The organism is Actinomycetota bacterium (genome assembly GCA_035536535.1).
Taxonomy (GTDB): Bacteria; Actinomycetota; JAICYB01; order JAICYB01; family JAICYB01; genus DATLNZ01.
This window is the reverse complement of the sequence record DATLNZ010000170.1, coordinates 1-23205: the sequence shown is the minus strand read 5'-3', so window position 1 is coordinate 23205 and position 23205 is coordinate 1. Positions and strand designations below refer to the sequence as shown.

General features: G+C 69.4%; 20 protein-coding genes. 11 read left to right on the top strand and 9 right to left on the bottom strand.

The window, feature by feature from the left end; genetic code table 11:
* The coding region (locus VNE62_11420) for a radical SAM protein (protein ID HVE92888.1) at window positions 1-1253 on the top strand (1253 nt) is incomplete at its 5' end.
* A 49-nt stretch (window positions 1254-1302) separates the two neighbouring features.
* Window positions 1303-2505 carry a cysteine desulfurase-like protein gene (locus VNE62_11415; protein HVE92887.1) on the top strand — a complete coding sequence of 401 codons (1203 nt, stop codon included), beginning with the start codon at window positions 1303-1305 and terminating at the stop codon, window positions 2503-2505.
* On the opposite strand, the gene VNE62_11410 is transcribed toward VNE62_11415, so the two are convergent.
* The 5 genes from VNE62_11410 to VNE62_11390 form a co-directional block, all read right to left on the bottom strand.
* Window positions 2491-3354, bottom strand: coding sequence for a crotonase/enoyl-CoA hydratase family protein (locus VNE62_11410; GenBank protein HVE92886.1), 864 nt, complete (start codon window positions 3352-3354; stop codon window positions 2491-2493). The two genes, VNE62_11415 and VNE62_11410, sit on opposite strands and share 15 nt — an antisense overlap.
* A 96-nt stretch (window positions 3355-3450) precedes the next feature.
* Complete coding sequence (locus VNE62_11405) at window positions 3451-5391, bottom strand: fibronectin type III domain-containing protein (protein ID HVE92885.1); 1941 nt, start codon at window positions 5389-5391, stop codon at window positions 3451-3453.
* Window positions 5392-5522: 131 nt separating this feature from the next.
* Window positions 5523-6359: an SURF1 family protein gene (locus VNE62_11400; GenBank protein ID HVE92884.1), complete on the bottom strand. Its 837-nt coding sequence runs from the start codon at window positions 6357-6359 to the stop codon at window positions 5523-5525.
* Between the two features lie 66 nt (window positions 6360-6425).
* Complete coding sequence (locus tag VNE62_11395) at window positions 6426-6605, bottom strand: hypothetical protein (protein ID HVE92883.1); 180 nt, start codon at window positions 6603-6605, stop codon at window positions 6426-6428.
* Window positions 6606-6668: 63 nt separating this feature from the next.
* Window positions 6669-8285, bottom strand: a complete 1617-nt coding sequence (locus tag VNE62_11390) for a S8 family serine peptidase (protein HVE92882.1) — start codon at window positions 8283-8285, stop codon at window positions 6669-6671.
* A gap of 141 nt (window positions 8286-8426) precedes the next feature.
* On the opposite strand from VNE62_11390, the gene VNE62_11385 reads away from it, so the two are divergent.
* From VNE62_11385 to VNE62_11370, 4 genes are all read left to right on the top strand, one after another.
* On the top strand, window positions 8427-10241 hold the full coding sequence (locus VNE62_11385; GenBank protein ID HVE92881.1) for a M3 family oligoendopeptidase: 1815 nt from the start codon (window positions 8427-8429) through the stop codon (window positions 10239-10241).
* Between the two features lie 127 nt (window positions 10242-10368).
* On the top strand, window positions 10369-12195 hold the full coding sequence (locus tag VNE62_11380; GenBank protein HVE92880.1) for an ABC transporter ATP-binding protein: 1827 nt from the start codon (window positions 10369-10371) through the stop codon (window positions 12193-12195).
* Entirely contained in the window at window positions 12185-13984 is a 1800-nt protein-coding gene (locus VNE62_11375) for an ABC transporter ATP-binding protein (protein ID HVE92879.1), read from the top strand. Before VNE62_11380 ends, VNE62_11375 begins: the two co-directional genes overlap by 11 nt.
* 22 nt (window positions 13985-14006) lie before the next feature.
* On the top strand, window positions 14007-14696 hold the full coding sequence (locus tag VNE62_11370) for a sucrase/ferredoxin-like family protein (protein ID HVE92878.1): 690 nt from the start codon (window positions 14007-14009) through the stop codon (window positions 14694-14696).
* On the opposite strand, the gene VNE62_11365 is transcribed toward VNE62_11370, so the two are convergent.
* The gene (locus VNE62_11365) at window positions 14660-15007 is read right to left on the bottom strand and encodes a YciI family protein (GenBank protein ID HVE92877.1); all 348 of its coding nucleotides are present in this window, start codon (window positions 15005-15007) and stop codon (window positions 14660-14662) included. The genes VNE62_11370 and VNE62_11365 overlap by 37 nt on opposite strands.
* Before the next feature lie 88 nt (window positions 15008-15095).
* On the opposite strand from VNE62_11365, the gene VNE62_11360 reads away from it, so the two are divergent.
* The 4 genes from VNE62_11360 to VNE62_11345 all read left to right on the top strand — a co-directional run bounded on the left by VNE62_11360 (window position 15096) and on the right by VNE62_11345 (window position 17958).
* Entirely contained in the window at window positions 15096-15902 is an 807-nt protein-coding gene (locus VNE62_11360) for a DUF4097 family beta strand repeat-containing protein (GenBank protein ID HVE92876.1), read from the top strand.
* Window positions 15899-17149, top strand: coding sequence for a helix-turn-helix transcriptional regulator (locus tag VNE62_11355; protein HVE92875.1), 1251 nt, complete (start codon window positions 15899-15901; stop codon window positions 17147-17149). Before VNE62_11360 ends, VNE62_11355 begins: the two co-directional genes overlap by 4 nt.
* A 63-nt stretch (window positions 17150-17212) precedes the next feature.
* A complete protein-coding gene (locus tag VNE62_11350; GenBank protein HVE92874.1) occupies window positions 17213-17347 on the top strand; it encodes a hypothetical protein in 135 nt (44 codons plus the stop codon).
* Between the two features lie 26 nt (window positions 17348-17373).
* On the top strand, window positions 17374-17958 hold the full coding sequence (locus tag VNE62_11345) for a DUF1707 domain-containing protein (protein HVE92873.1): 585 nt from the start codon (window positions 17374-17376) through the stop codon (window positions 17956-17958).
* Window positions 17959-17976: 18 nt separating this feature from the next.
* On the opposite strand, the gene VNE62_11340 is transcribed toward VNE62_11345, so the two are convergent.
* The gene (locus tag VNE62_11340; GenBank protein HVE92872.1) at window positions 17977-19116 is read right to left on the bottom strand and encodes an aminotransferase class V-fold PLP-dependent enzyme; all 1140 of its coding nucleotides are present in this window, start codon (window positions 19114-19116) and stop codon (window positions 17977-17979) included.
* Complete coding sequence (locus tag VNE62_11335; GenBank protein HVE92871.1) at window positions 19113-20111, bottom strand: amidohydrolase family protein; 999 nt, start codon at window positions 20109-20111, stop codon at window positions 19113-19115. The genes VNE62_11340 and VNE62_11335 overlap by 4 nt, the downstream gene beginning before the upstream one ends.
* An 84-nt stretch (window positions 20112-20195) precedes the next feature.
* Between VNE62_11335 and VNE62_11330 the strand changes: the two genes are divergently transcribed.
* Window positions 20196-21704 carry a S8/S53 family peptidase gene (locus VNE62_11330; protein ID HVE92870.1) on the top strand — a complete coding sequence of 503 codons (1509 nt, stop codon included), beginning with the start codon at window positions 20196-20198 and terminating at the stop codon, window positions 21702-21704.
* Here the strand turns inward: VNE62_11330 and VNE62_11325 are convergent.
* On the bottom strand, window positions 21705-23205 hold a 1501-nt coding region (locus VNE62_11325; GenBank protein HVE92869.1), incomplete at its 5' end, for a glutamate synthase-related protein.

The window sequence follows — 23205 nt, the reverse complement described above, 5'->3', positions numbered from 1 at the left end:
TTCGCGCCGATGGCCACGACGTCCGGTGCCTGGACACCTCCGTGCAGCCGTGGGACCCGTCGCTGGTGGACTGGGCCGACCGGATCGCGGTCTCGGTCCCCATGCACACGGCGATGAGACTGGCGGTCCAGGCGGCGCGATCGGTACGAAGACAGCGGCCGGACGTTCCGCTGTGCTTTTACGGCCTGTACGCACCTGTTGCCCGCGACGTGACGGTGCGCGAACTGGGCGCCCATGTGGTGGCGGGGGAGTACGAGCCGGGCCTGCGCCTGTGGGTGTCCGGCAGCCCGCAGCCGGGGGTCGTGCAGCTGCAGAGAAGTGAGTTCCACCTCCCGTGGCGACAGGGGCTGCCCCCGCTGGGTTCCTACGCGCACCTGTCCGCGGACGGCGGCGAGCGAGTCGTCGGCTACGTGGAAGCCAGCCACGGGTGCGCGCACGAGTGCCGGCACTGCCCGGTGCCCGTCGTCTACGGCGGGCGCATCCGGACGGTCGCCGCCGACGTCGTGCTGGCGGACATCGACCAGCTCGTCGAGATGGGCGCGTCCCACATCACCTTTGGCGACCCCGACTTCCTCAACGGGTGGCGTCACAGCGCCGAGATCGTGCGCCGGATGCACGAGCGTCATCCGCACCTGACCTTCGACGTGACGACCAAGGTCGATCACGTTCTGCGCCACGCGGACCTGTGGCCGCAGCTGGCCGCGTCCGGGTGCCTGTTCGTCGTCTGCGCGCTGGAGTCGGTGAACGACCGGACCCTGTCCCTGCTGGACAAGGGCCACACCACCGAGCAGGCCGTCGCTGCGGTCCGGCTGCTCCGGTCCCACGGGGTGGAGGTCCGGCCATCGTGGATGCCGTTCACGCCCTGGACGACCACCGGCGACGTGGCCGACATTCTGGAGTTCGTGGTCGAACACGACCTGATCGGCAACGTCGATCCCGTCCAGTACTCCATCCGGCTTCTGGTGCCGGAGGGCTCGCTCCTGCTGGACGTCCAGGAGATACGTCCGTACCTGGGACCCTACGACGCCGAGCGCCTCACCTACACGTGGCGACCCGAGCACCCGGAGACCGACGGCCTGCAGGCGTTGATCTCCGGAATCGTGGAGACGGGAGCGGCGGCCGGACGGTCGATCGGCGACCAGTTTTTCGACATCTGGGAGGCCGTGCGGCAGGCAGCGGGAAGGCCTCCCGGCGTGATCGAGACGGGCTCGGTCCAAGCGCGCCCGCGGCTGACGGAGCCGTGGTTCTGCTGAGCGGAGCCGACCGGGAGCCAGTTCGGCTCCCTCGAGTGAGACCTTCGCGATGAGCCTGCCCTTCGGCTGGATCCGCGAGCAGTTTCCGGCGCTCGACGGCGGCACGGTGTTCCTGGACAACGCGGCCGGCTCCCAGGTGCCCAGGCAGGTAGTGGAGCAGGTGACGGGCACCCTGACCAGGGCCAATGCGAACAAGGGGGCCGCGCACCGGGCTTCGGTTGAGGTGACCGAGATGGTGGACCGGGTCCGTTCCCGAACCGCGGAGCTCCTCGGCGCGCCCGAAGGATCCGCCGTCGCGTTCGGCCCCAACGCCACCTCCCTCATCGGACTGCTCGCCGACGCATGGCGGAGACACCTGAGCGAGGGCGACGAGGTCGTGGTGACCGCGCTGGACCATCACGCAAACGTGGACCCCTGGACGAAGCTGTCGGCTTCGGGTGTCGTCGTCCGGCGGTGGGACGTCCGGGGACCGCAGGCCGAGCTGGTGCCCGACGACCTCGGCCGGCTGCTGAATGCCCGGACCCGCCTTCTCGCGATCACGGGTGCAAGCAACGCCCTGGGGACGATCCCCGCGGTGCGCAAGGCGTCGGACATGGTCCATCGCGCGGGCGGGCATGTGGCGGTGGATGCCGTCCACCTCGCGCCGCACGTGCCCCCGGACGTCGCCGAACTGGGCGTGGACATGCTCGTGTTCAGTCCGTACAAGGTCTTCGGCCCCCACCTGGGAGTGCTGTGGCTGAGCGAGGAGATGCTCCGCAGGCTTCCGCACCACGGGCTGGCCTTTATGCAGTCCGGGCAGCCGCTCACGTGGGAGCCGGGCACGCAGAGTCACGAGGCGATCGCGGGCTGGGGCGGCACCTTGGACTACCTGGACCTTCTCGCCGGGCAGCTCGGCGAGCCGCAGGGACGGCTGGGATGGCGGCGCGTGTTCGGTGAGTTCGCCGCGCACGAAGCTGTCCTGTGCGCCCGGCTGCTGGAGGGACTCCACGGCCTGGGGGCCGAGATCTACGGCCTGCCGACGGTCGTGGGGCGGACCTCCACCGTCTCGTTCAACCTCGCCGGCCGCACCGCCGAGGAGGTCGCGCACCGAGCGGCCTCACAGGAGGTCGCGGTCTCCAACGGCCACTACTACGCCTGGAACCTGATGATGGAGCACCTGGGCCTGCGCGACCGCGGGGGCGCCGTGCGCGCGAGCGCCGTGCACTACAACACGATGGACGACGTGGAGCGGCTGTTGTCAGTCCTGGCCTGAGCCGCTCTCGTCCCACGGGAAGAACGGCGGCATGTCCCGGCTGACCTTCATCGGGAAAGCCGCGGGCCGCTTGTCCAAAAACGACTGGACCCCCTCGCGCGCGTCGTCGGACCGACCCATGCAGAACATCGCCATGGAATCCACGCGGTGGGCGTCCTCCGGGCCGGACGCACCGAGCATGCGCCACAGCATCTGCCGGTTCAGGGCAACGGCCACCGCGGAGGTGTTGTCGGCGATCTCCCGGGCCAGGTCGCGGGCGGCGGGTAGGAGCGCATGCGGCGGGTGGATGCTGCGGACCAGACCCGCCTCCAGGGCCTCTTTGGCGTCGAACAACCGCCCCGTGTAGCCCCACTCCGCAGCGCGGCTGATGCCGACCAGGCGCGGCAAAAACCAGGTGGAACAGGCCTCCAGGACAATGCCGCGCTTGGCGAACACGAAACCGATGCGAGCGTCGTCGGAGGCCAGGCGGACGTCCATCGGCAGCGTCATCGTGATCCCCACCCCCACGGCCGGACCGTTTATCGCGGCGATGACGGGCTTCAGGGACCGGAAAACGCGAAGAGCCACCTGGCCCCCGCCGTCGCGGTGGTCCTCCATGCGGTCGGCCCCGCCCCGGACGCGATTGTCGAAGGTCCCCCCGCCGGCGGACAGGTCCGCCCCCGCGCAGAACCCCCTGCCGCGCCCGGTGACGATCACCACCCGGACGTCATCGTCTGCGTCGGTGCGGTCGAACGCGTGGATGAGCTCGTCGCGCATCCGCCAGGTGAAGGCGTTGAGCTTGTCGGGACGGTCCAGCGTGATGGTCGCTATGCCCTCGCCGGACTCATAGGAGATCTGCTCGTAGTCCATGTCCAGATCCTGCCACGGCGACAGGCAGTGGCGGAAAGGTAGCGGCCCCCGGACCGGGAGGTCCAGGGGCCGCTGGGGGGGGACTAGAAACCGAAGCTATGCGGTGTCGCTCGAAGCGGTGTAGGAGCCATCTCCGGCAAACCCGGCGGACTCTGTCACCAGCCGCGTCACGAACCCGCGGTGCGAGATCTCAGCCAGACCGGACTCGTCGGTAGCGTCCTGGCCGATACTTACCCCGTCGAGGCGAAACTCGACCATCCGTCCGGCGACCGGTGCTCCCGTCAGAGAGTCGGTTAGCTTGGCCGCCATCCCCGTCGCCCTCATCCGGCCGACCGGGGTCGTCCAGGTCTCCAGCGTGGTCGAGACGACGTCAGGGATTTCCTGGCCCAGAAGGTAGGGGCAGCTTCCCCTGGCGATGTCGGCTGTGATCGTGGGGGCGCCCATGTACCGCTGGGCGATGATCTGCCCCAGGTCGATTTGGGACGCATCCTCCACGAGCGGCGGCGCCGCCGGGTCGGCGGTCGCCAGCCTCGAGGCCGGCAGGACCATGGTGATCTGGTCGGTGGTTGAGTTGAAGGAGCCCTCGAGTCCCGAGGCGATCGTCTTGTTCGCCACGGTGTCGAGAAGCCTGAACGACTGGGCCAGCGGGTCTCGGCTGGCCACCAGCGTGTAGGCCTTCCCGCCGTAGATGAAGTTGACCCGGTAGTACGAGCCGATGGCGCCGGTGGGCGGTGCGTCGGTCAGGTCCTCCACCTCAAAGCGCGCGGTCACTGCCTGAGCGGCCCGGTCCCAGGTGAAGCCAGCATTGAGGATGTCCAGGGACGGCTCGGAGGTGCCCGGTGTGGACTCGACCAGCACGCCCGTGGCGTCTCCGGAGGCATCCGCGGCCTGCGGTCCGGTGGCCGTGCAGTCCAGCGGCGAGGCGACTGAGAAGTCGACCAGCGAGGACTTGCCCGGCTCCCGGTTGAGGATCTGGATGTCGAGTGCGCCGCCGTCGGCGTTGCCGCGAGCCTTGGTGGCGTCGCCATGCTGGATCTCGCCGTCGGGAATCGCCGTGTACCTTTCCTGCGCCGCGGGCCAGCTGTAAGGCTGGGTGCCGTGGTCGCACGGGGTCTGTACCGGGTTGCGGTCGAGCTCGGTCATCTCCCAGCGGGTGCCGGTCCAGCCGCCGGTGTTGTGCATGAGCGAGCCGTCCCAGTCCTTGTTCACGCAGTCGGCGTTGGAGTTGGCCGGGTAGAGGTCCGGCGCGTTAAAGGCGTAGTGAGCCATCTCATGCGCGGCGACGTGCCCGAAGTGCAGGTCGTCCTGCCACGGCACCACGAGCTGCCCGAGCCGTCCCACGTAGAACGAGATGCAGGGGTCGTCGATCGACCAGCCGCCGAACGTGTGGCTGTCGAAGGGCACCGTGGTCTGCACGAGCACGTCCGCTACGTTGCTGTGCTCCAGAAGGCAGACCGGCGGCAGGAACGGCACGTTGGCCGCGTAGTCGAGGTTGGTGTCGGTGATCAGAACGTTGCCCAGGCGCGCGTGGCCGTCGTAGGCGTCGTACAGGCGCTCCGCGAACACGTCCATGCCCTCGGCGATGTCCTCGAGAGCCTGGTCGGCCGGGATGCTCTTAGGAAGCGACTGGGTGTCCAGCGCCACGAGCAGGTCGATCGTGTAGGTGCTGCCGTCGTAGTCGTTGTATGCGTTGACGGCTTCAAAGCTGTTGATCTCGGACGCGCGCTGCGTGGTGTCGTCCACTACCTGGAAGTAGTAGGTGGAGCCGGGGCTGTCCAGCTGAGCGATGGCCATTCCGGCCGTGTCGGCTGCTCCCGGAAGTGCCGCCGCTACCTGAGTCAGCGCGTCGGGGGAGGTGCCGTAGCGTACAAAGCCCGTAACCAGTTCGCTGGCCTGCCACGTGAAGACACCGCGGAAGCCGGTCTTGGTGGCGAAGCCGTTCACCTTGGTGAACAGCGGAAGCTCCTGCGCGGGCGCAGGAGCCGGCAGAAAGGTCAGCAGCGATACGACGCCAAGAGCGATGCAAAGTCGGCGCATCCAATCCCTCCCCAGATCACCCGCTCAGTCAGCACGTGCTTTTCCTTGCCCCACATAGGAAAACGGGGGAGGGCCGGAATCCTGTCCTGTGAACTTCTGCACAAGCGACTACATAGAGTGGGAAAGCGACCTCAAACTGACGGTATGTCCGACTTGTCCGGGATCAGAGCCAATTTGCGCAGCAGGGCCATGTAAACGACCAGGCAGATTGCCGCGAAAAGAAACCACTGGACGGCATATGACAGGTGGGGTCCCTCATCTGTGGGCGGGGAAGGGGGTATCGCCGGCCTGTTGCCCGGCTGCGTGGGGTCCTGGGCCCCCAGCCGCACGTACAGCGGGTGCAGTTTGTATGGCATCTGCCGCGCGAGGCGTGCCACGTCGACCCGGCCCGTGCGCCGCAGGGTCCCGGTCGGCGGGTCCCGGGGGCCCAGCACCCCCTTGTCCTGCGACGGCGTGAGGACGCCGGTGACGGTCACCTGTCCGGCCGGCGGCGAGGCGGCGGACACGGGGGGCTCGTCCATGTCCGCGGGGACCCATCCGCGGTCCACGACGACGGCGGAGCCGTCGGGCCGGACCAGGGGCGTCAGCAGGTGGTGGCCGGGCGTTTCGTTGAGCGACCGTCCGCGAAGGACGACCTCGCGGCTGGTGTCGTAGCGTCCGGTGACCACCACGCGGCGATGGACGAGGGACGCCGGGGGCCCTGACAGGGTCTCCAGCGGCTGGAGCGGCAGCCGCCCTCGCTGCCCGATCAGGGCGTTGATGTCCCGCCGCTGCTCCAGGCGCTGGAGCTGCCAGACGCCGAGTCCGGCGCACGATGCCGCCACCGATGCCACGAGCAGATGCCCGGCGATCCACCGCGGGCGCAGCGCGAACCTGTACATCCGGCTACACGGAGCGTTCCGGGTGGCGCAACCGTAGCCGCACGCGTCGCGGACGTGGACGAAGATGGCGCGAACGGTCCGCCGCAAGGGGAACAAAAGCAGTAAAAGCAGAAGGCGCCCCTGAGGGCGCCTTCGCGAAAGCGAACTCCGCAGCTACGAGTAGCACTCGAACGCTTCGAAGGTGAGGCTGTTCAGGTCGAACGACGGACCGCGGCAGCTTGCCGTGCATCCCTTCGGGGTGCACTCGGTGGCGCCGGCGGGGGTCGTGCCGCCCGTGAGCATCAGAGTCGCCGCGGCGACGGCTACGACGAGCAGCCTGCGGATCCTGCGCATGGTTCCTCCTCGAGTGGGGCGAGAGGTCACAGTGTCGCCTGCGCGCCCCACTCGAGGCAACCCTCAGCTGCAGTACCAGCCGACCCGGGTGACGGCGCCCGGCGAGACGTTGGCGGTCGTGCTGGTGGGTCCGACGGGCGATCCGGCGCGGCAGGAGGCCGAGCCCATCTTCGCCGACACGGTGTACCCGGCCGCCGGGAGGGAGGCCGAGTAGTCGCCGTTGGAGTTCGTTCGAACCGAACCGATCACTCCGCCGCCCTGGAAGGTCACCACCACTCCCTGCACCACCAGCAGAGCCGCGCCGTACCAGGCGGTTCCGTTGAGCGTTCCGTTGCCCGTCGGCGCGGGGGCCGGGGCGGGGGCGGATGTCGGAGCCGGAGCGGGCGAAGGATTCGTGGTGAGCGGGGGAGGCGGCGGCGCTCCGCAGCCTCCGAGGGCGCGGCAGACGTTGGTCCGTCCGTACCCGAAGGAGGTGTCCCTTCCGGGGGTGCCGAGGTCCTCTGCCGACGATGTGAGCAGGTCGCGCAGGCCCTGCGCGGTACGTCCGGTCTTCCACGACGCGAGCGCCGCGATGCCGGCCACGTGCGGCGCGGCCATGGATGTCCCGCTCCAGGACCCGTAACCGCCCGGAACAGTCGAGACGACCGAGGCGCCGGGAGCGGCCAGCTCCACGTCGGAGTTGTAGTTGGAGAACGAGGCACGGCGGCCACTGCGGTCCATCGCCGCGACCGAAAGGACCGAGGAGTAGGCGGCGGGGTAGTTCAAGGTCGAGTTGCCGTCGTTTCCGGCCGCGGCCACGACCAGGACACCGTTGGCCGACGCGGAGTTGACCGCCGTCTCCAGCACGCGGGAGGCAGGGCCCCCGAGGCTGAGGTTGATAACGCGCAGGTTGTGGGAGTCGCGCTTGGACGCCAGGTGGTTTACGCAGGCGGCGACGTCGCTGGTCCACCCGCCGGCCGGGCCCAGCGCCTTGCAGGGGTAGACCTTTGCGTTGGGGGCGACGCCGGCGATCCCGCGGCCGTTGTTGGCCCAGGCGCCGATGGTGCCGGCGACGTGGGTGCCGTGGCCGTCGTCGTCGGCACAGCCGCCGGCGAGGGTGCCGGCGCCGGACAGGGCGCTGTAGCAAGGGGTGACCGACTTGCCATTGAGGTCTTCGTGCGCCGCATCGATGCCGGTGTCGACGATGCCGACGGTGTACCCGGAGTTGCCCCAGGCGCCGCTGCCGGCGACGCCGGCGAGGTCCCAGCCCTCGGGGGCGTCGACGTCGGCGTCTGCCGCCCCTCCGGACTGGCCGGTGTTGTGCAGGCCCCAGAGGTCAACCGAAACGCGGGCGTTGCCGGGGTAAAAGGGGTCGTTGGGGGTGGCATGCGTTGCCAAGGCGAAGTTCGGCTCGGCCGACTCCACCTGAGGGAGCCTGGAGAAGGCGGCGATGGCCGCCGAAACCGAAGTCCCCTGGGGCAGGCTCACCACGGCTGCGTTCTGAGGCGCCAGCACCGACGCGACGGAGGTGCCCAGCAGTCCGGGGAGTTGGAGCGGGTCGGATCCGGATCGCACCGACACCAGGATGTGGGACGGGTCGTGAGCCAGGTCCAGTCGCGGCGAGGCCGCCGAAGAGACGGGTGGAACCGTGCCTACCAGCAACAACAGCGAGACGACCGCAACGAGCGCGCGACGCAGCATGTGATTCCCTCCAATGAAAAGAAGCCCCATTGCAGGGTTGAACGCGCCGCGGGGGCCGGACCGTCGCCCTTTTTCGGTTGCGGCCGGTGCTCGCGGGGGGCTAGCGTCCGGTTCCAGCCCCCCTCGCCGGACAGGAGCGACATGACCGCCGTCAGACAGGACTCCCGCACCGACCTTCCCCACTGGGACATGACCCCGGTCTTTCCTTCGCTGAATTCCCCGGAGTTTGAGGCGGACTGTGCCCAGGCGACGCGGGAGCTCGATGAGCTCCGGGCCCTGTTCGACCGCCACGGCGTGCGTGCGTCGTCCGGACCGGCGGACTCCGGGGCGTTCGACGAGGTGCTGCAGCGGCTGAGTTCGCTGCTGGACCACCTCCGGACGCTGCGCGGCTACATCATGTCCTTTGTCGCCACCGACTCCCGCAATGCCGAGGCGCAGGCACGGATGTCCGAGCTGCAGATCCAGGGCGTCGAGGTGTCCAAGCTCGTGACGCGGTTCGAGGCCTGGGTCGGTTCCTTCGATGTCGACGCACTGGTTGGCGCGTCACCTGCTGCGGCCGCTCACGAGTTCGCGCTGCGCAAGGCCGCCCTGGCCTCGATGCACCAGATGAGCGAGCCAGAGGAGGACCTCGCCGCCACACTCAGCCCATCCGGTGCCGCGGCGTGGGGGAAGCTGCACGGCGACATTACGTCGCGGCTGCAGGTGCGGGTGGTGGAGCCGGACGGCAATGAGTCGATGCTGCCGATGAGCGAGGTGCGGGGACGGGCCCACGACCCGGACCCTGGGGTCCGCCAGGCGGCCTACGAGGCGGAGATCGCAGGCTGGGAATCGGTGTCGGTGCCTTTGGCGGCGGCGATGAACGGGGTGAAGGGGACGCGCGGGGTGCTGGACGACCGCCGCGGCTGGACCGACTCGCTGGCGCCGGCTCTTTTCGCCAACAACGTCGACGCCGGGACGCTCCACGCGATGCAGACCGCGTGCGTCGAGTCGTTTCCGGACATGCGCCGCTACTTCAAGGCCAAGGCCCGGCTTCTGGGCAAGGACTCACTGGCGTGGTGGGACCTGTTTGCCCCGCTTGCCGGTGCCTCCGGGCCCCGCCAGTGGGACTGGCCGGAGGCCGAGCAGTTCGTCGTGGAGCAGTTCGCCACCTACTCCGATCGGCTCGCCGGGCTGGCTAGGCGGTCGTTCGAAGAGCGCTGGGTCGACGCAGAGCCCAGGCTCGGCAAGCGCGACGGGGCCTTCTGCATGGGCCTTCGGTCCGACGAGTCGCGCGTGATGATGAACTTCACCCACTCGTTCGGAAGCGTGTCCACGCTGGCGCACGAGCTTGGGCACGCCTACCACAACCTCAACCTGGCGGACCGGACGCCGCTGCAGCGACAGACGCCCATGGCTCTGGCGGAGACGGCCAGCATCTTCTGTCAGACGATCGTCATGAACGCCATGCTCGAGCAATCGCAGGGGGCCGAGAAGGTGGCGATCCTGGAGGCCGAGCTGCAGCACGCGACGCAGCTGGTGGTGGACATCCACAGCCGTTTTTTGTTCGAGCGCGACGTCTTCGGGCAGCGCAGGAGACGGGAGCTTTCGGTCGACGAGTTCAACGGCGTGATGCTGGAAGCGCAGCGCGCTACGTACGGCGACGGGCTCGACCCCCAGGCGATGCACCCGTGGATGTGGGCGATGAAGCCGCACTACTACGGGTCGTCGTTCTACAACTGGCCCTACACATTCGGCTTTCTGTTCGGCCTGGGTCTGTACGCGCAGTACCTGTCGGATCCGGACGGCTTCCGCGCCGGCTACGACGACCTGCTTTCGTCCACCGGCCTGCACGACGCCGCGACGCTGGGGGCCCGGTTCGGCATCGACATCCGCTCCGTGGACTTCTGGCGCGCGAGCCTGGACCAGGTCCGCGAAAGAGTGTCGGAGTTCGAAGCTCTTTCGTCGCCGGCGCAGTGATATCGTTCTGAACCTCCGCGGCTGCGGCCGCGGGCGGGGCCTGGCCAAAACTCCTGTTCCAATCCGTACAGGCTCGCGCGCCTGAAGGTCGCCTTCCCGCTGCGGGCCTTCGTCCTCGGAGGTCTGGTTGAGCTCTCGCAATCCGTTGCGGTCGCCGGTCTGGCTGCTCGTCCGCTCGCTGCCGAAGGCGTCGAGGGGCCACTTCGCGGCGTTCGTCGCGCTGCGGTCGCTGGACGGCCTGCTGCCTCTGGTGTTCTGGCTGCAGACGGGGTTGCTCGTAGACCGCGTGCCCGCCGCCGTTGGAGCCGGACTTGATTCGGCCCCCGGACGTTCGCTGCTGACCTCCCTGGCGATCCTGTCCGGACTGTACGTCGTGCAGAGGACTCTGAACCCGGCTGGCCAGGTGATCGCACAGTCCCTGGGATCGCGCCTGTCCGCGCACCTGCACGAGCACGTGATGGTCTCGTGCCTGCGTCCTTCGGGCATCGCGCACCTCGAGGACCCGGCCCTCGCCGACACCCTGCAGCGCGCGCGGAACTTCGAGTGGGGGCTCGCGCCGTTGAAGAGGACCATCCAGGCGGCAGGGCAACAGCTCGCCCTCATCGTCTCCGGCCTCGGCTCGGTCGCCCTGGTGGCCACGTTCCGCTGGTGGGCGGCGCTCGCGGTCGCCGGCGCCTGGGTCCTGACGCACGCGTCGTCGGGCCGCGACGAGTACGTAGAGGCCCGCCGCTCCGAGCAGTTCCGCGAGCTGGAGCGCCGCGGCGACTACTACTACCAGCTGGCCGTGGAGGCGCCGGCGGCCAAGGAGATCCGGCTGTTCGGGCTCGGCGACTGGATCGCGGACCGCTTTACGCATCTCAAGGGGAGCTGGTACGACCGGCTGACCCAGCTCAGGCGCGGGTACCGCCGCAGGCTCACCCTCAGCTTCCTGGCGGCCGCGGGGGCAAACACCCTCGTGCTCGTCGCGCTGGCACGTTCAGCCGCCGGGGGCGGCATGGGGGCGGGCAGGCTCGTCGTCCTTGTTCAGGCGGTGCTCGGGATCCGGTCGCTTTCCCACTCCGAAGCCGACTGGTGGCTCACGCAGGGCTCGGCGGCGCTCCCTGACGTCCTGGGCCTTCGGGCCCGCGCGACGTCGGCGCATTCCGACCTTCGCGGCTCACGACCTGCCGACGGCATGCCCCGCCGGTCGATCACCTTCGAGGGAGTCGGGTTCGCCTATCCAGGCTCGGGGCGCGGCGTGTTCGGGTCGCTCGACCTCGCCATCCCGGCCGGACGGTCGCTGGCGATCGTGGGGGTCAACGGCGCCGGCAAGACCACCCTGGTCAAGCTGCTCGCACGCCTGTACGACCCCGATTCGGGGCGCATCAGCGTGGACGGCCACGACCTCAGGCAGATCGATCCCGTCAAGTGGCGGTTGCGGCTGGCGGCGATCTTCCAGGACTTCGTCCGCTACGAGCTGCCGGCGAGCGACAACGTCGCGCTTGCCCGTCCGGATGCCGGTGGGAAGCTGATCGCCCGCGCCGCCGGACGTGCCGGAGCACTGGACCTCATCCAACGGCTCCCGGAAGCCTGGGACACGATCCTTTCCCGCTCCTATGAAGGTGGCACCGACCTTTCGGGCGGCCAGTGGCAGAGGATCGCCCTGGCGCGCGCGCTGCTGGCGGTGGAGTGCGGTGCGGGCGTCCTGATCCTGGACGAGCCCACGGCCAATCTGGACGTCCGGGTGGAGGCCGAGATCTTCGACCGCTTTCTGGACCTCACACGTGGCCTCACCACGGTGCTGATCTCCCACCGGTTCTCAAGCGTCCGCCGGGCAGACCGCATCTGCGTGCTGGACGGGGGCCGGGTCGTGGAGGAGGGCAGCCACGACGAGCTGATGGCCCGCGACGGCCACTACGCGAGCATGTTCTCGCTGCAGGCGTCGCGCTTTTTGGAGGACTCCGATGTCCCGTGAGCCGTCGGAGGCACCCGGGCTGCGGGAGTCGCTTCGGACACTGCTGGTGTTCGTCCGCCTGTCCTTTTCGAACTTTCCGGCACTGGCCCTGGCGACCGCGCTTCTGGTTCCCCTGTCGTGGGTGATGCTTCCGCTGGAGGCGCTTTGGATTCGGCGGCTCGTTGACTCGGTCACCCAGAATCCGGCAGAGGCCAACTTTGCCGCGGTGGCTCTCGCCGCGACCGTCTGCGGGATGTGGCTGACGTCCACGGTCGGCGAGCGGGTGATGAGGACGCTCGGAAACCGCCTCGGCCTCGTTCTGGACAGGCAGATGACCCGGCTGTGGACCCGGATCCCCGGCCTGGAGCACCACGAGAGGCCCGAGTACCTGGACCGCCTGGAACTGTTGCGCACCGAATCCTGGATCCTCAAGCAGGCGCTCGAGTCGTTCATGCACTTCGCCGGCATCTCGGCGCGGCTGGCGATCTCGGTCGTGCTCCTGGTCCGCCTTCACCCCCTGCTGCTGCTGCTTCCCGCCGCCGGTATCCCCTCGTTTCTCACCGGGAGGTCCGTGGAGAAGCGTCTGGACCGCGTGCAGCTGCGAACGGCGCCGTCGCGCCGGCTGTCGCGGCACCTGTTCGACCTCGCCACCTCAGCCGGAGCCGGCAAGGAGCTTCGGGTGTTCGCGGCCGGCGATGAGATCCTGCGCAGGCGCCGCACTGCCTGGCGCGACGCGCACGACAGGGAGTTCGCCGTGCAGTGGCGTGGAGCGGCCGCCACGACCGCAGCCGCGATCTTCTTCTCCGCCGGCTATGCGGCCGCGGTCGCGCTGATGGTCGTACGGGCTTCGCAGGGAAGGGCTTCTGCGGGAGACGTCGTCATGGCCCTGGTGCTGTCCGCACAGATGAACGGGATGCTCGGCAGCGCCGTCGGCCAGACCACCTGGCTCGTGGGGGCGCTGCGGACGGCGTCGCGATACGTGTGGCTGCAGGATTACGCGGCCGGGGCGCCTGGTCCGGCCACGCCGGTCCAGGCGCCCCAAGCTCTGCGGGAGGGAATTCACCTGGACCGCGTCTCCTTCCGTTACCCCGGCACGGATGCGTGGGTGCTGAGCGACGTCGACCTCAGGCTTCCCGCCGGCATCGTCGTGGCGCTCGTCGGCGAGAACGGGGCCGGGAAGACATCCCTGGTGAAGCTGCTGTGCCGGTTCTACGAGCCTTCGGCTGGAACGATCCGCGTGGACGGAGCGGATCTGGCTGATCTCGACGTGGAGCAGTGGCGGTCCAGGCTCTCAGGCGCCTTCCAGGATTACGCGCGCTTCGAATTCCTCCTGCGTGAGTCGGTTGGCGTGGGCCGCCTGGAGGACCTCGACGACGCGGGCCGGGTCAGTCATGCGATGGCCCGTGCCGGCGCTTCGGAGGTGACGGCAAGCCTGCCGCGCGGGCTGGGAACGCAGCTCGGCTCCCGATGGCAGGAAGGTGAGGAGCTTTCGGGCGGGCAGTGGCAGAAGCTCGCGCTGGCGCGGGCGCTGATGAGACCTGAGCCTCTGCTGCTGATCCTGGACGAGCCGACGTCCGCGCTGGACGCACAGACGGAGCACGCGCTGTTTGAGCGATTTGCGGCCGAGTCCAGGAAGGGGGGCCGCGTGACCCTTCTCGTCTCGCACCGCTTCTCCACCGTGCGGATGGCGGATCTGATCGTCGTTCTGGACGCCGGAAAGGTGGCCGAGGCCGGTTCGCACGCGCAGCTCATGGCAAAGGGCGGGCTGTACGCCGACCTGTACTCGATACAGGCCAAGGCCTACTCCTGATGCCGCGGCTAAACTCGGCTGCATGACCGAAAGCCTCCCGCTGTCGCCGGCCGGGGAGCCGAGACAGCCCCTCGCTGGGACCGTCAAGCGTTACGACCGCCACGTCTTCGTCTGCACGGGACGGGTCGGCTGGCCCGGTCACATCGACCAGGACGGAGGCTTCATCCAGGACCTGCACGAGGCGGGCGCGGGCGTCGAAGGCCTGAAGATCAACGCGTGTGACGAGCCCTCCAAGGCAGACGGGACCGACCTGCTTTTGTTCCCGGAAGGGGTCCGCTACCTCGGGGTGACGGTGGACCAGTTTTCTCTTCTGGTCGAGGAGCTGTCCGGTACCGGTATCTCCCGCGCACTCAGCCACGAGGCGCTATTGGGCCATCACGTGTTCGTCTGCGTGCACGCCAATCGAGACGTGCGGTGCGGCAAGTGCGGACCACCCGTCGCCCGAAGGTTCCGCGAGGAGGTGCAGGCGCGGGGGCTGAGCGGGCAAGTGGCCGTGAGACGCACGAGCCACGTGGGGGGCCACGACAGGGCGGGCAACGTCCTGATCTACCCGGGCGGGGACTGGTACGGCTACGTCACGCCCGACGAAGTCCCCAGGATCGTCGAGGCCCACCTGCAGGGCGGGCAGATCGTGGCGGACCTGTGGCGCGGAAGGATCGGCATGGGGGAGGACGATCAGGTGGCGCTGGCGTCGTCCTGGGGCGCCGGCTGATCGAAAGACACCTGTCCCTCCGGCACCAGCCACGTCATCACCTTCACGGCCAGCCGGCCCGCCCGGACCGCCGGGTCGCCCGACGCCAGTTCCCGCGTCTCAGCCACCCCCGTCCTGTACAGACAGATTCCCCGGAGAGCCGGGTCGTCCTGGTCGGAAACGGGGCCCGCCGCGGCAAGGTGGCCGAGCCGGCGCATCTCACCCAGGTGCTCCAGGTGCAGGCGCTGGATCTCCTCGAGCCTCTGCTCGTCGTATTCCGGCGCGGAGCCGGGCCGCACGAGCAGGACCAGCGAGTACCGTTCCATTCGCATGCTTCCACAGTAGCGGCTCCCAGACGAGATATATCTTGACTTCATGACGGAAAGCGATATATCGTGTCGCTTCAGAAAGGGGGGCGACGTGAGCGAATGGGCGGTGCGCGACGTGCTGGACATACCGTTGCAGGGCCTGAAGCAGGTGGCGGTCCGGGTAGTGGGGGGCGAGGTTGCCGTAGCGACGGGAGCCGGGGGCGACGCCCGCCTGACGGTCAGGCTCGAGGAGGGGCCGCCGGTCGAAGTCCGTTTCTCCGACGGCGTGCTGTCGGTAACGCATCCCGACCCCCCGGAAGGCATGCTCCTGCGGCTGTTGCGCAGTTCTTCGGCCACCCGCAGGGTCTCCGTGCAGCTGGTCGTGCCGGCCTGCGTGCAGGCGGAGATCCAGTCGGTGTCGGCCCCCGTGGTGGTGTCCGGGTTGCAGGGGCCTCTGACGGTGCGCACCGTGTCCGGCGACATCGTCCTGGACGGCATCGGCTCGCCGGTCGACGTGATGTCGGTGTCGGGGGGACTTGCCGCCCGTGACCTGACGTCACCGCTCAAGGTCCAGACCGTGTCCGGGTCGGTCGCCGTGGCGGGGGGACAGGCCCCGTCGGTGAGGGCACAGACGGTGTCCGGCGACGTGGCTCTGGACATCGCCCACCCGCAGGGCGAGTACTCGGTGCAGACGGTTTCTGGAGAGGTTGCGCTGCGGACGCCCGCGGAGCCCAGCCTGGCGCTGGAGGCGTCGTCGGTTTCGGGTGGTCTCGTGAGCGACTTTGGGCTGGACTGGGAAGGCCGCCGTCCCGGCAACAGGCGGCTCCGGAGCCGGCTCGGCGACGGAGGGGCAAAGGCCCGGGTCCGGACCGTGTCCGGCACCTTGCGGGTGGCGCGCCGTCGGGAGCAGGCGGCGTGACCCCGCGGCTGTTTCGCCACGGCGACCTGAGGCTGTACCTGCTCGAGCTTCTCGAGCAGGAGCCGCGCCACGGCTACGACATCATCGTGTCGCTGGAGGGGAGGTTCATGGGGCTTTACTCGCCGTCTCCGGGAACCATCTACCCGCGGCTCGCCGCACTCGAGGAGGAGGGTCTGGTGACCAGCAGAGAGATCGACGGCCGCAAGGTCTACAGCATCACCGACGCCGGACGTACCGAGCTCCGGGAGCGGGCCGAGGAGCTGCGCGAGTTGGGTGATCGCGTCGGTGCTTCGGTGAAGCAGATCGCCGACGAGATCCGCACCGAGGTCCTGGGGTCGGTCCGCAACCTGCGTGAGGAGCTGCGCAACGCGGGCCGCGACGTCCGACAGCAGGAGAGGCGGACGGCCCGCCACGTCCGGGAGTCGGCTACGGAGGCCAAGGAGCGCATGCGGGCGGCAAAGGATCATATGCGCGAGACCAAGGACGCCGTCCGGGACGCAAAAGACTCGCTGCGCGACGCGAAGGACTCTCTGCGCGAGGCGCGCGACACCCTGCGTCAAGCCGGCGACGAGACCTCGGAGGACTACCAGGAGGCGCTCGAGGAGCTGGAGGAGGCCCAGAACGACTACGAGTCGGCCCTTGAGGAGTACGAGGCGGCGCGATCCGAGCACGACGAAGCCCGGGTCACGTACGAAGAGGCTCGTGCCGACTACCAGTCGTCCCGGGATCAGCCGGAGGGCTTGGAGGAGGATCTGCACGACACAGCACCCTCCTGGTCGGTCGCCAAGGTGGCTGCGCGGGACGCCCTGGGGGTTGCGGTGAACTCGTTGAAGCTGGCGCGGGAGGGCATGGAGGAGACGGTGGGGGCCGTATCCGAGGGAGGCGATGACGTGCGGAGGCTGCGCGCGGACCTCCAGTCGTTTGTGTCCGATGTGCTGGCGGCGGCGCGCCGGCACAACATCGACACCGACCGGCTGCGCTCGCTGCGCAGCCTGCTGCTCGACACGCGGTCCGGGATCATCGAGGTGCTGGAGCGGCGGGAGCCCAGACCTCCCACTCCACCCGTACCGCCCAGGCCCCCGGCTGCACCCACGCCCCCGGTTGCGCCCAGGCCCCCGGCTGCGCCAGCGACTCCAGTCCCGCCCACAACGGCTTTTGCGCCGGCGCCACCCACGCCACCCACGCCGCCTCCGCCGACCCAAGCTGCGACACCGCCGGCTCCCGGTGCCCCAGGGGATGTCGAATAGTGACCCGACTCCTTTTCGGCTCTCAGGCGTTGTTCTCAGTGAGGGACACACCAGGAGACGACGATGAGAGTTCTCGGGGGAATGATCCTCCAGCTGATCGGTCAGCACGAGGACCGCGACCGGCGCCGGCGGGAGACCCGCAGGGAGCGCCGGCGGCGCGCCCAGCTGAAGCGGATCCGCCGCTGCGCCAAGCGCTGACCAGGCAGTCGGACGCGGTACCGCCGGTGCGGGCTTCCGACGCCGACCGTGACGCCGCCGCCGCGACCCTCAGGGATCATTTCGCCGTGGGCCGCCTCACTCTCGACGAACTGGCCGAACGGCTGGAGGTCGCCGTCGCCGCCACCACGACGCAGGAGCTGCAGGCGGTGACCCATGACCTTCCGGTCGCCGGGCAAGCGGCTCGCCCGGCCGGGCCGTCCCGCAGGCGGCAGGACGTCAAGGTGTTGGTGGCGGTGCTCGGGGACAACGTCCGGCGCGGACGATGGCGGGCCGGCGAGGAGATGGTGGCCGTCGCGCTTCTCGGCGACTGCAAGCTCGACCTGCGCAACGCCACGTTCGAAGCCGATGAGATCTTCATCAGGGCCACGGCGGTTCTCGGCGACGTGACCATCACCGTCCCCGAGGGGATGGACGTCGAGTTGTCCGGCATTGGGATCCTCGGCGACACCACCAACAGCGTCACCGGCGAGGGGCTTGCCGGCCTCCCACGGCTTCAGATCAAGGCCTTGTCCGTGCTCGGGGACGTCAGGGTCCGGGCGCGGCCCCCGGAGGGCCGGCGCGCGCTGCGCCGCGGGCGCGACCGAGGGTGACTGAGCCGCCCTGCGATCCTAGGGACGAAGCCCTCCGGCCTGGCCCAGAGCCGTCAGCAGGGCATCCAGGTCGCCTTCGGTGTTGAAAAAGTGGGGGCAGGCGCGCAGGCAACCGTGCCGCTCGTCCAGGATCACTCCCCTGGACAGCAGATCGTGTAGGACGCGCTTGGAATCGTCCACCTCCCATGACACGACCGCTCCCCGCCGTTGCGGCTCGCGTGGTGTACGGACCCGGTACCCGTGCGACTGCAACGCGTCGATCAGCAGTCCCGACAGCTCGAGGGTCCTTGAGCGGATGGCGTCCACGCCGACCTCCAGGATCATGTCCAGTCCGGCACCGGCTGCGTAGACGGCGGCGGGAGACGGTGTGCCGAGCGCGAAGCGCTGGGACGTGTCCGGCCAGTCCAGGCGCGATGAGTCGAAGGCGAAAAAGTCGCGCTGGCTGAACCAGCCGGTGACCGTCGGGTGAAGCGAAGGTGCCACGTCCGCGCGGACGTAGAGGAACGCCACCCCGGGCCCCCCCAGCAGGTACTTGAGCGGACCCGACACCAGTGCCTCGGCCCCCACGGCGTGGACGTCCAGCGGGACGACGCCGGAGCCGTGGTAGTCGTCCAGTACGCAGAAAGCCCCGGCGTCGCGGCACGAGGCCGCCAGGGCGTCGGGGTCCAGCAGGGACCCGTCCAGGTACGACACGCGAGAGGCGCTCACAACCGCGGTCCGGGGGCCGAGGGCGGCCGCGTACGCGCGCTCGTCCTTGCCGTCAGCCCAGACGACGCGCGCGCCCCGTCGCTGCTGCGCGAGCCAGGCGTGGCAGTCGGTCGGAAACTCCTGTCTGGAAATGACCACCTCGTCGCGCGCGGAGAAGTCGAAGCACGAAGCAAGCGACGAAAGCGCGGCCGACACCGACGGCGTCAGGGCGACCTCGCCGGGGTCGGCGTTGATCAGCCGCGCGAAGCACGCCTCCACCCGGCGCATCTCCGGGATGACGTCCTCAAACCAGACCAGCTCCGCCGAGGCCTTGGACTGCCAGGTGTCCATAAACCGATCCACCGCGGCGCGGGCGCGGCGGGACAGCGGCGCCAGCGTGTGGGAGCCGAGGAAAACCTTGTCCGCAAGGACTGGGAACTCGTCGCGGTAGGACAGCAGGTTCGGGGTCACGCGACCAGCCTGCCGCCTATCCAGACCTTTTTGCTGGACGCCAGGTCCTGCATTCGGTCGAGCTTCGGCACCCAGACCAGGTCGGCGCGCTCTCCCGGCGCGAGCGTGCCTCCGGACCCCGCCAGGGCCCCGGCCCCCGAGGTCGCGGAGGCGAGAGCGGCCTCCATGCCGCCCAGAGCCTCGGCCAGCAGCTGAAGCTCGAGCACGTCGATCCCGGGGCGGATCGGACCGTTGCCGAGGTCCGTTCCGTAGACGACCGGCACCCCGGCCTCCACGAGCCGGCGTAGGTTCGCCATGGTTTCGGGGGCCGCACCGAAGGCCCGGACGGTGGAGATGATGGTGGTTCCGCGGCGCGCAAGTTCGGAGATCACGTCGTCGGGCAGCTCGTCGACTGGCATGTGGGCGAGCAGGTCCGCGCCGGCGTCCAGAGCCTTTCGCACCGAAGACGCGTCCAGGGCATGCGCCGCCACCCGCAGCCCGATCGAGTGCGCCTGCGAGACGGCGGCGGACAACGTCGATGTGTCGGGAACCGGTCCCTCCGCGGGCTCGATGGCGACTTTGACGACGGTCGCGCCCATGTCCGCCAGCAGCGTCACGGCGTCGCGCGCCTCCTGGGGGCCGCGCACTTCGAGGCCGTAGCCGCGCGACCCCCAGGACCGGGTGGGGTAGCCGCCGGGGGAGGTGATCAACGGCCCGGCAAACCGGAAGGTCAGCGGAGACTGGTCGCGCCGGACGTAGGCCAGAGGCGCGCCCAGGTCCAGGACCGTCGTCACGCCCCCGGCGGCCACGACAGCGGGGTCCGCGAACGAAAGGTGGACGTGGGCGTCCACAAAGCCGGGGAGCAGCATTCCTCCCTCGGGCTTGTGTACCCGCGCGCCGGCGTCCAGGCCGGCAGCGACCGAATGGACCACCCCGCCGCGTACCAACACGTCCCGGGGGCCGTCCAGGAACCGGCTCCCGTCGAAAACCCGCACCGCCCTGAACAGCGTCTCCACCTGAGGATTCTGCCAGTGCCGGCAGGAACTGCCGTCCGTGCGGAGAAACCTGATGCGTAGCCAACCCGACCCGGAGGTCCTCCGATGCCCGCACGAGTGTTGGCCGTTGCCCTTTCGGTGCTGTGCGTCGCGGCCACGCAACCGGCCTCCGCCGACAACAGGTTCGGGGGCCGGGACGTGATCGTCGCCGTCCTCGACACCGGACTCAACCCCCTTCACCAGGAGTTCGACTACCGCGGCCCGTCCAGCGACGACGACCAGATCGTCGCCTGGTGGGACTTCACGGAGGCCAAGGGCGCAAAGCGAAACCCGGCCCCCGGCCGGCTGTGGGACGACCGGGCCCCGGACCCGTTCGATGACAACGGCCACGGGACCGCCACCGCCTCGCTCGCGGCCGGGCGCAACGCCGCGCCGTTCGCCGTGAAGGAGCCGTCGTTCGCGCCGGGGACGCAGCTGGCGATCGGCAAGGTGGGCAACAAGGGTGGGTCGATCAGCGGAGACGCGGCCGCGGCCGTGCGTTGGGCCGTCGACACGGTCAAGGCCGATGTCATCAACATGAGCTTCGGCCACTCGTATCCGTTCCCGTCGGTTTGGGACGACACCGACGAGGCTCTCGCCTACGCCAGGCGTGCCGGGGTGACGGTCGTGGTCGCAAACGGCAACGGCTTCGGCAACGCTGGGGGGCCGGGGGCTCCGGGGTGGGCGTCGCCGAATTCGACCAGCGACGTGATCTCGGTAGGCGCCAGCGATGTCTTCGGAGTCATCACTCATACCGATCCTGAGGTGGTGGCGAAGTTCTTCGGCGTGAAGGCCGCGGGCCACAACTGCAACGCATGCTACGCGGGTGCGACCGGCACGAGCTTCTCGGCCCCCCTGGTGGCGGGTATGGCGGCCAAGCTCATCGACACGGCGCTGGCGGCGGGGCGGCCCTCGACGCCGCAGGCCGTGGAGACGCTGCTGAAGTGGAGCGCCAGGGACACGCTGTACCCGCCTTCCATGGAGGGGTACGGCGTTCTGGACGCCGCTTCGTTCGCGCCCGCAGTGCAGCACGCGGCGGCGGGGACCCTGCCCTCGTCGCCGAACCCGGTGAACGCGCTTTACGTCGAGCAGGTGGCCAACGGCCTGCGTGAGCACTGGTCCACGACCCTGGACGGCGGAGCCAGGCACCGGATCCACCCGGCTGGTATCGCGGCGGACACGCCCGAGGGTGTCATCGGGACGAGCCTTCCGGCAGGGCTTGCGGAGGCCGAGCGCCATGAGTTCGCCCTCGCGCCCGGATCCACCGTCACGATCGACGTCGGCTACGGGCCCGGCGACCCGACCTTGAAGGACGTCCAGGACATCGACTTCTACGTCTACTCCGGAAACGCCGAATCGTTCACGGCCGAGGATTTAGTCGTGAAGTCCGCGAACGAAGCCGGGGAAGCGGAGAAGATGTCGTTCACCACCACCGAAGGCGGCACCTACACGCTCGTGGTGGTGGGATGGATGATCGTGGCCGACCAGCCCTACACGCTGAGCTCGTCGGTTGCCATGCAGCCGTCCCTCGACGCGATGTACGTGGTTGTCTCCGACCAGGGATTGGTCGGATAGTCAGGCGACGCGGTCGGCTGGCCCGTCCTGCCGGGACTCTATCTTCGCCACGTCGGACTTCGGCCGGACCGCCCACATGTGGTGGGACTCGGCCTCCCAGTTCGCCAGGACGTAGCGTCCCTTCACCGAGGCTGTGAGCTCCACGTGGCGCTCTACGAACTCGCGGACGATCTCCAGCTGGTCGGAGTTCGCGTGCTGGACGAACACGAGCTCGGTGTTGGTCCTCCACGGCAGCGTGCCCGAGGGGTCGTGCACGAAGGCCTGGCCCCCGGTCATGCCGGCCCCCAGGTTGTGTCCGACGGGCCCGAGGATGACGACCCACCCGCCGGTCATGTACTCGCAGGCGTGCATCCCGGCACCCTCGACCACGGAGATTGCTCCTGAGTTGCGGACGGCGAATCGGGCCCCCGCGGCGCCGGCGCAGTAAAGCTCGCCGCCGGTTGCGCCGTACAGGACCGTGTTGCCGATCAGCACCGGCGACCCCGCGTCGGACTCGGGGGGAGTGACCACGATCAGCCCTCCGTTCATGGCCTTGCCGACGTAGTCGTTGGCCTCGCCTCGGAGCCGGAACTCCACTCCGTGGGTGAGAAAGGCGCCGAACGACTGCCCGGCCTCGCCCTTGAAAGAGATCCGTGCCAAACCCGGCGGGACGTCCTCGCCGAAACGCCTGCCTATCTCGCCGCCGAGCTCGGCCCCCACCGAGCGGTCGGCGTTGGTGATCGGATAGCTGCGCTCCAACTCCTCGCCTGAGCTCACCGCGAAGATCGAGTCCCGCGCCACCTTCGCCCCGAGAGCAGAACGCGGGCGCTGAATCTCCAGGGGGCGCTGGAACCTCGGTGACCCCTCTCCCGCCTCCAGCAGCCACGACAGGTCGGCGGAGTCGGCACGTGCGTCGCCGGTCTTGCGCAGCCGTAGCAGATCCGTCCTGCCGACGGCCTCGTCCACCGACGTGAGGCCCAGCCGCGCGAGCATCCGCCTCGCTTCGCCGGCGACGAACAGCATGTAGGCGGCGACCATCTCCGGCGTCGCGGCGAACTTCGCGCGCAGGTCGGGCCGCTGGGTGGCTATGCCTACCGGGCAGGTGTCCCGGTGGCAGGTGCGCACCATGACGCACCCCTCTGCCAGAAGCGCCGCCGTCCCGAAGGAGAACTCGTCGGCTCCGAGCAGAGCGGCCATCACGATGTCGCGGCCGGTCTTCAGTCCTCCGTCCACGCGCAGCCGGACGCGGTCGCGCAGTCCCTCGGACATCAGCACCTGCTGTGTCTCCGCCAATCCCAGCTCCCAGGACGTCCCCGCGTGCTTGATGGACGACAGCGGCGAGGCACCCGTCCCCCCGTCGGCTCCCGAGATGTGAACCACCTCGGCCAAGCCCTTCACGACTCCGGCGGCGATCGTCCCCACTCCCTGGGTCGACACGAGCTTCACGGACACGTCCGCGCGGGGGTTTACCTGCTTCAGGTCGAAGATGAGCTGGGCGAGGTCCTCGATCGAGTAGATGTCG

Coding starts and splice junctions, on each gene's coding strand:
- VNE62_11415 (HVE92887.1), top strand. CDS start 1,303: ATGAGCCTGCCCTTCGGCTGGATCCGCGAGCAGTTTCCGGCGCTCGAC.
- VNE62_11410 (HVE92886.1), bottom strand. CDS start 3,354: ATGGACTACGAGCAGATCTCCTATGAGTCCGGCGAGGGCATAGCGACC.
- VNE62_11405 (HVE92885.1), bottom strand. CDS start 5,391: ATGCGCCGACTTTGCATCGCTCTTGGCGTCGTATCGCTGCTGACCTTT.
- VNE62_11395 (HVE92883.1), bottom strand. CDS start 6,605: ATGCGCAGGATCCGCAGGCTGCTCGTCGTAGCCGTCGCCGCGGCGACT.
- VNE62_11390 (HVE92882.1), bottom strand. CDS start 8,285: ATGCTGCGTCGCGCGCTCGTTGCGGTCGTCTCGCTGTTGTTGCTGGTA.
- VNE62_11385 (HVE92881.1), top strand. CDS start 8,427: ATGACCGCCGTCAGACAGGACTCCCGCACCGACCTTCCCCACTGGGAC.
- VNE62_11375 (HVE92879.1), top strand. CDS start 12,185: ATGTCCCGTGAGCCGTCGGAGGCACCCGGGCTGCGGGAGTCGCTTCGG.
- VNE62_11370 (HVE92878.1), top strand. CDS start 14,007: ATGACCGAAAGCCTCCCGCTGTCGCCGGCCGGGGAGCCGAGACAGCCC.
- VNE62_11365 (HVE92877.1), bottom strand. CDS start 15,007: ATGCGAATGGAACGGTACTCGCTGGTCCTGCTCGTGCGGCCCGGCTCC.
- VNE62_11350 (HVE92874.1), top strand. CDS start 17,213: ATGAGAGTTCTCGGGGGAATGATCCTCCAGCTGATCGGTCAGCACGAG.
- VNE62_11330 (HVE92870.1), top strand. CDS start 20,196: ATGCCCGCACGAGTGTTGGCCGTTGCCCTTTCGGTGCTGTGCGTCGCG.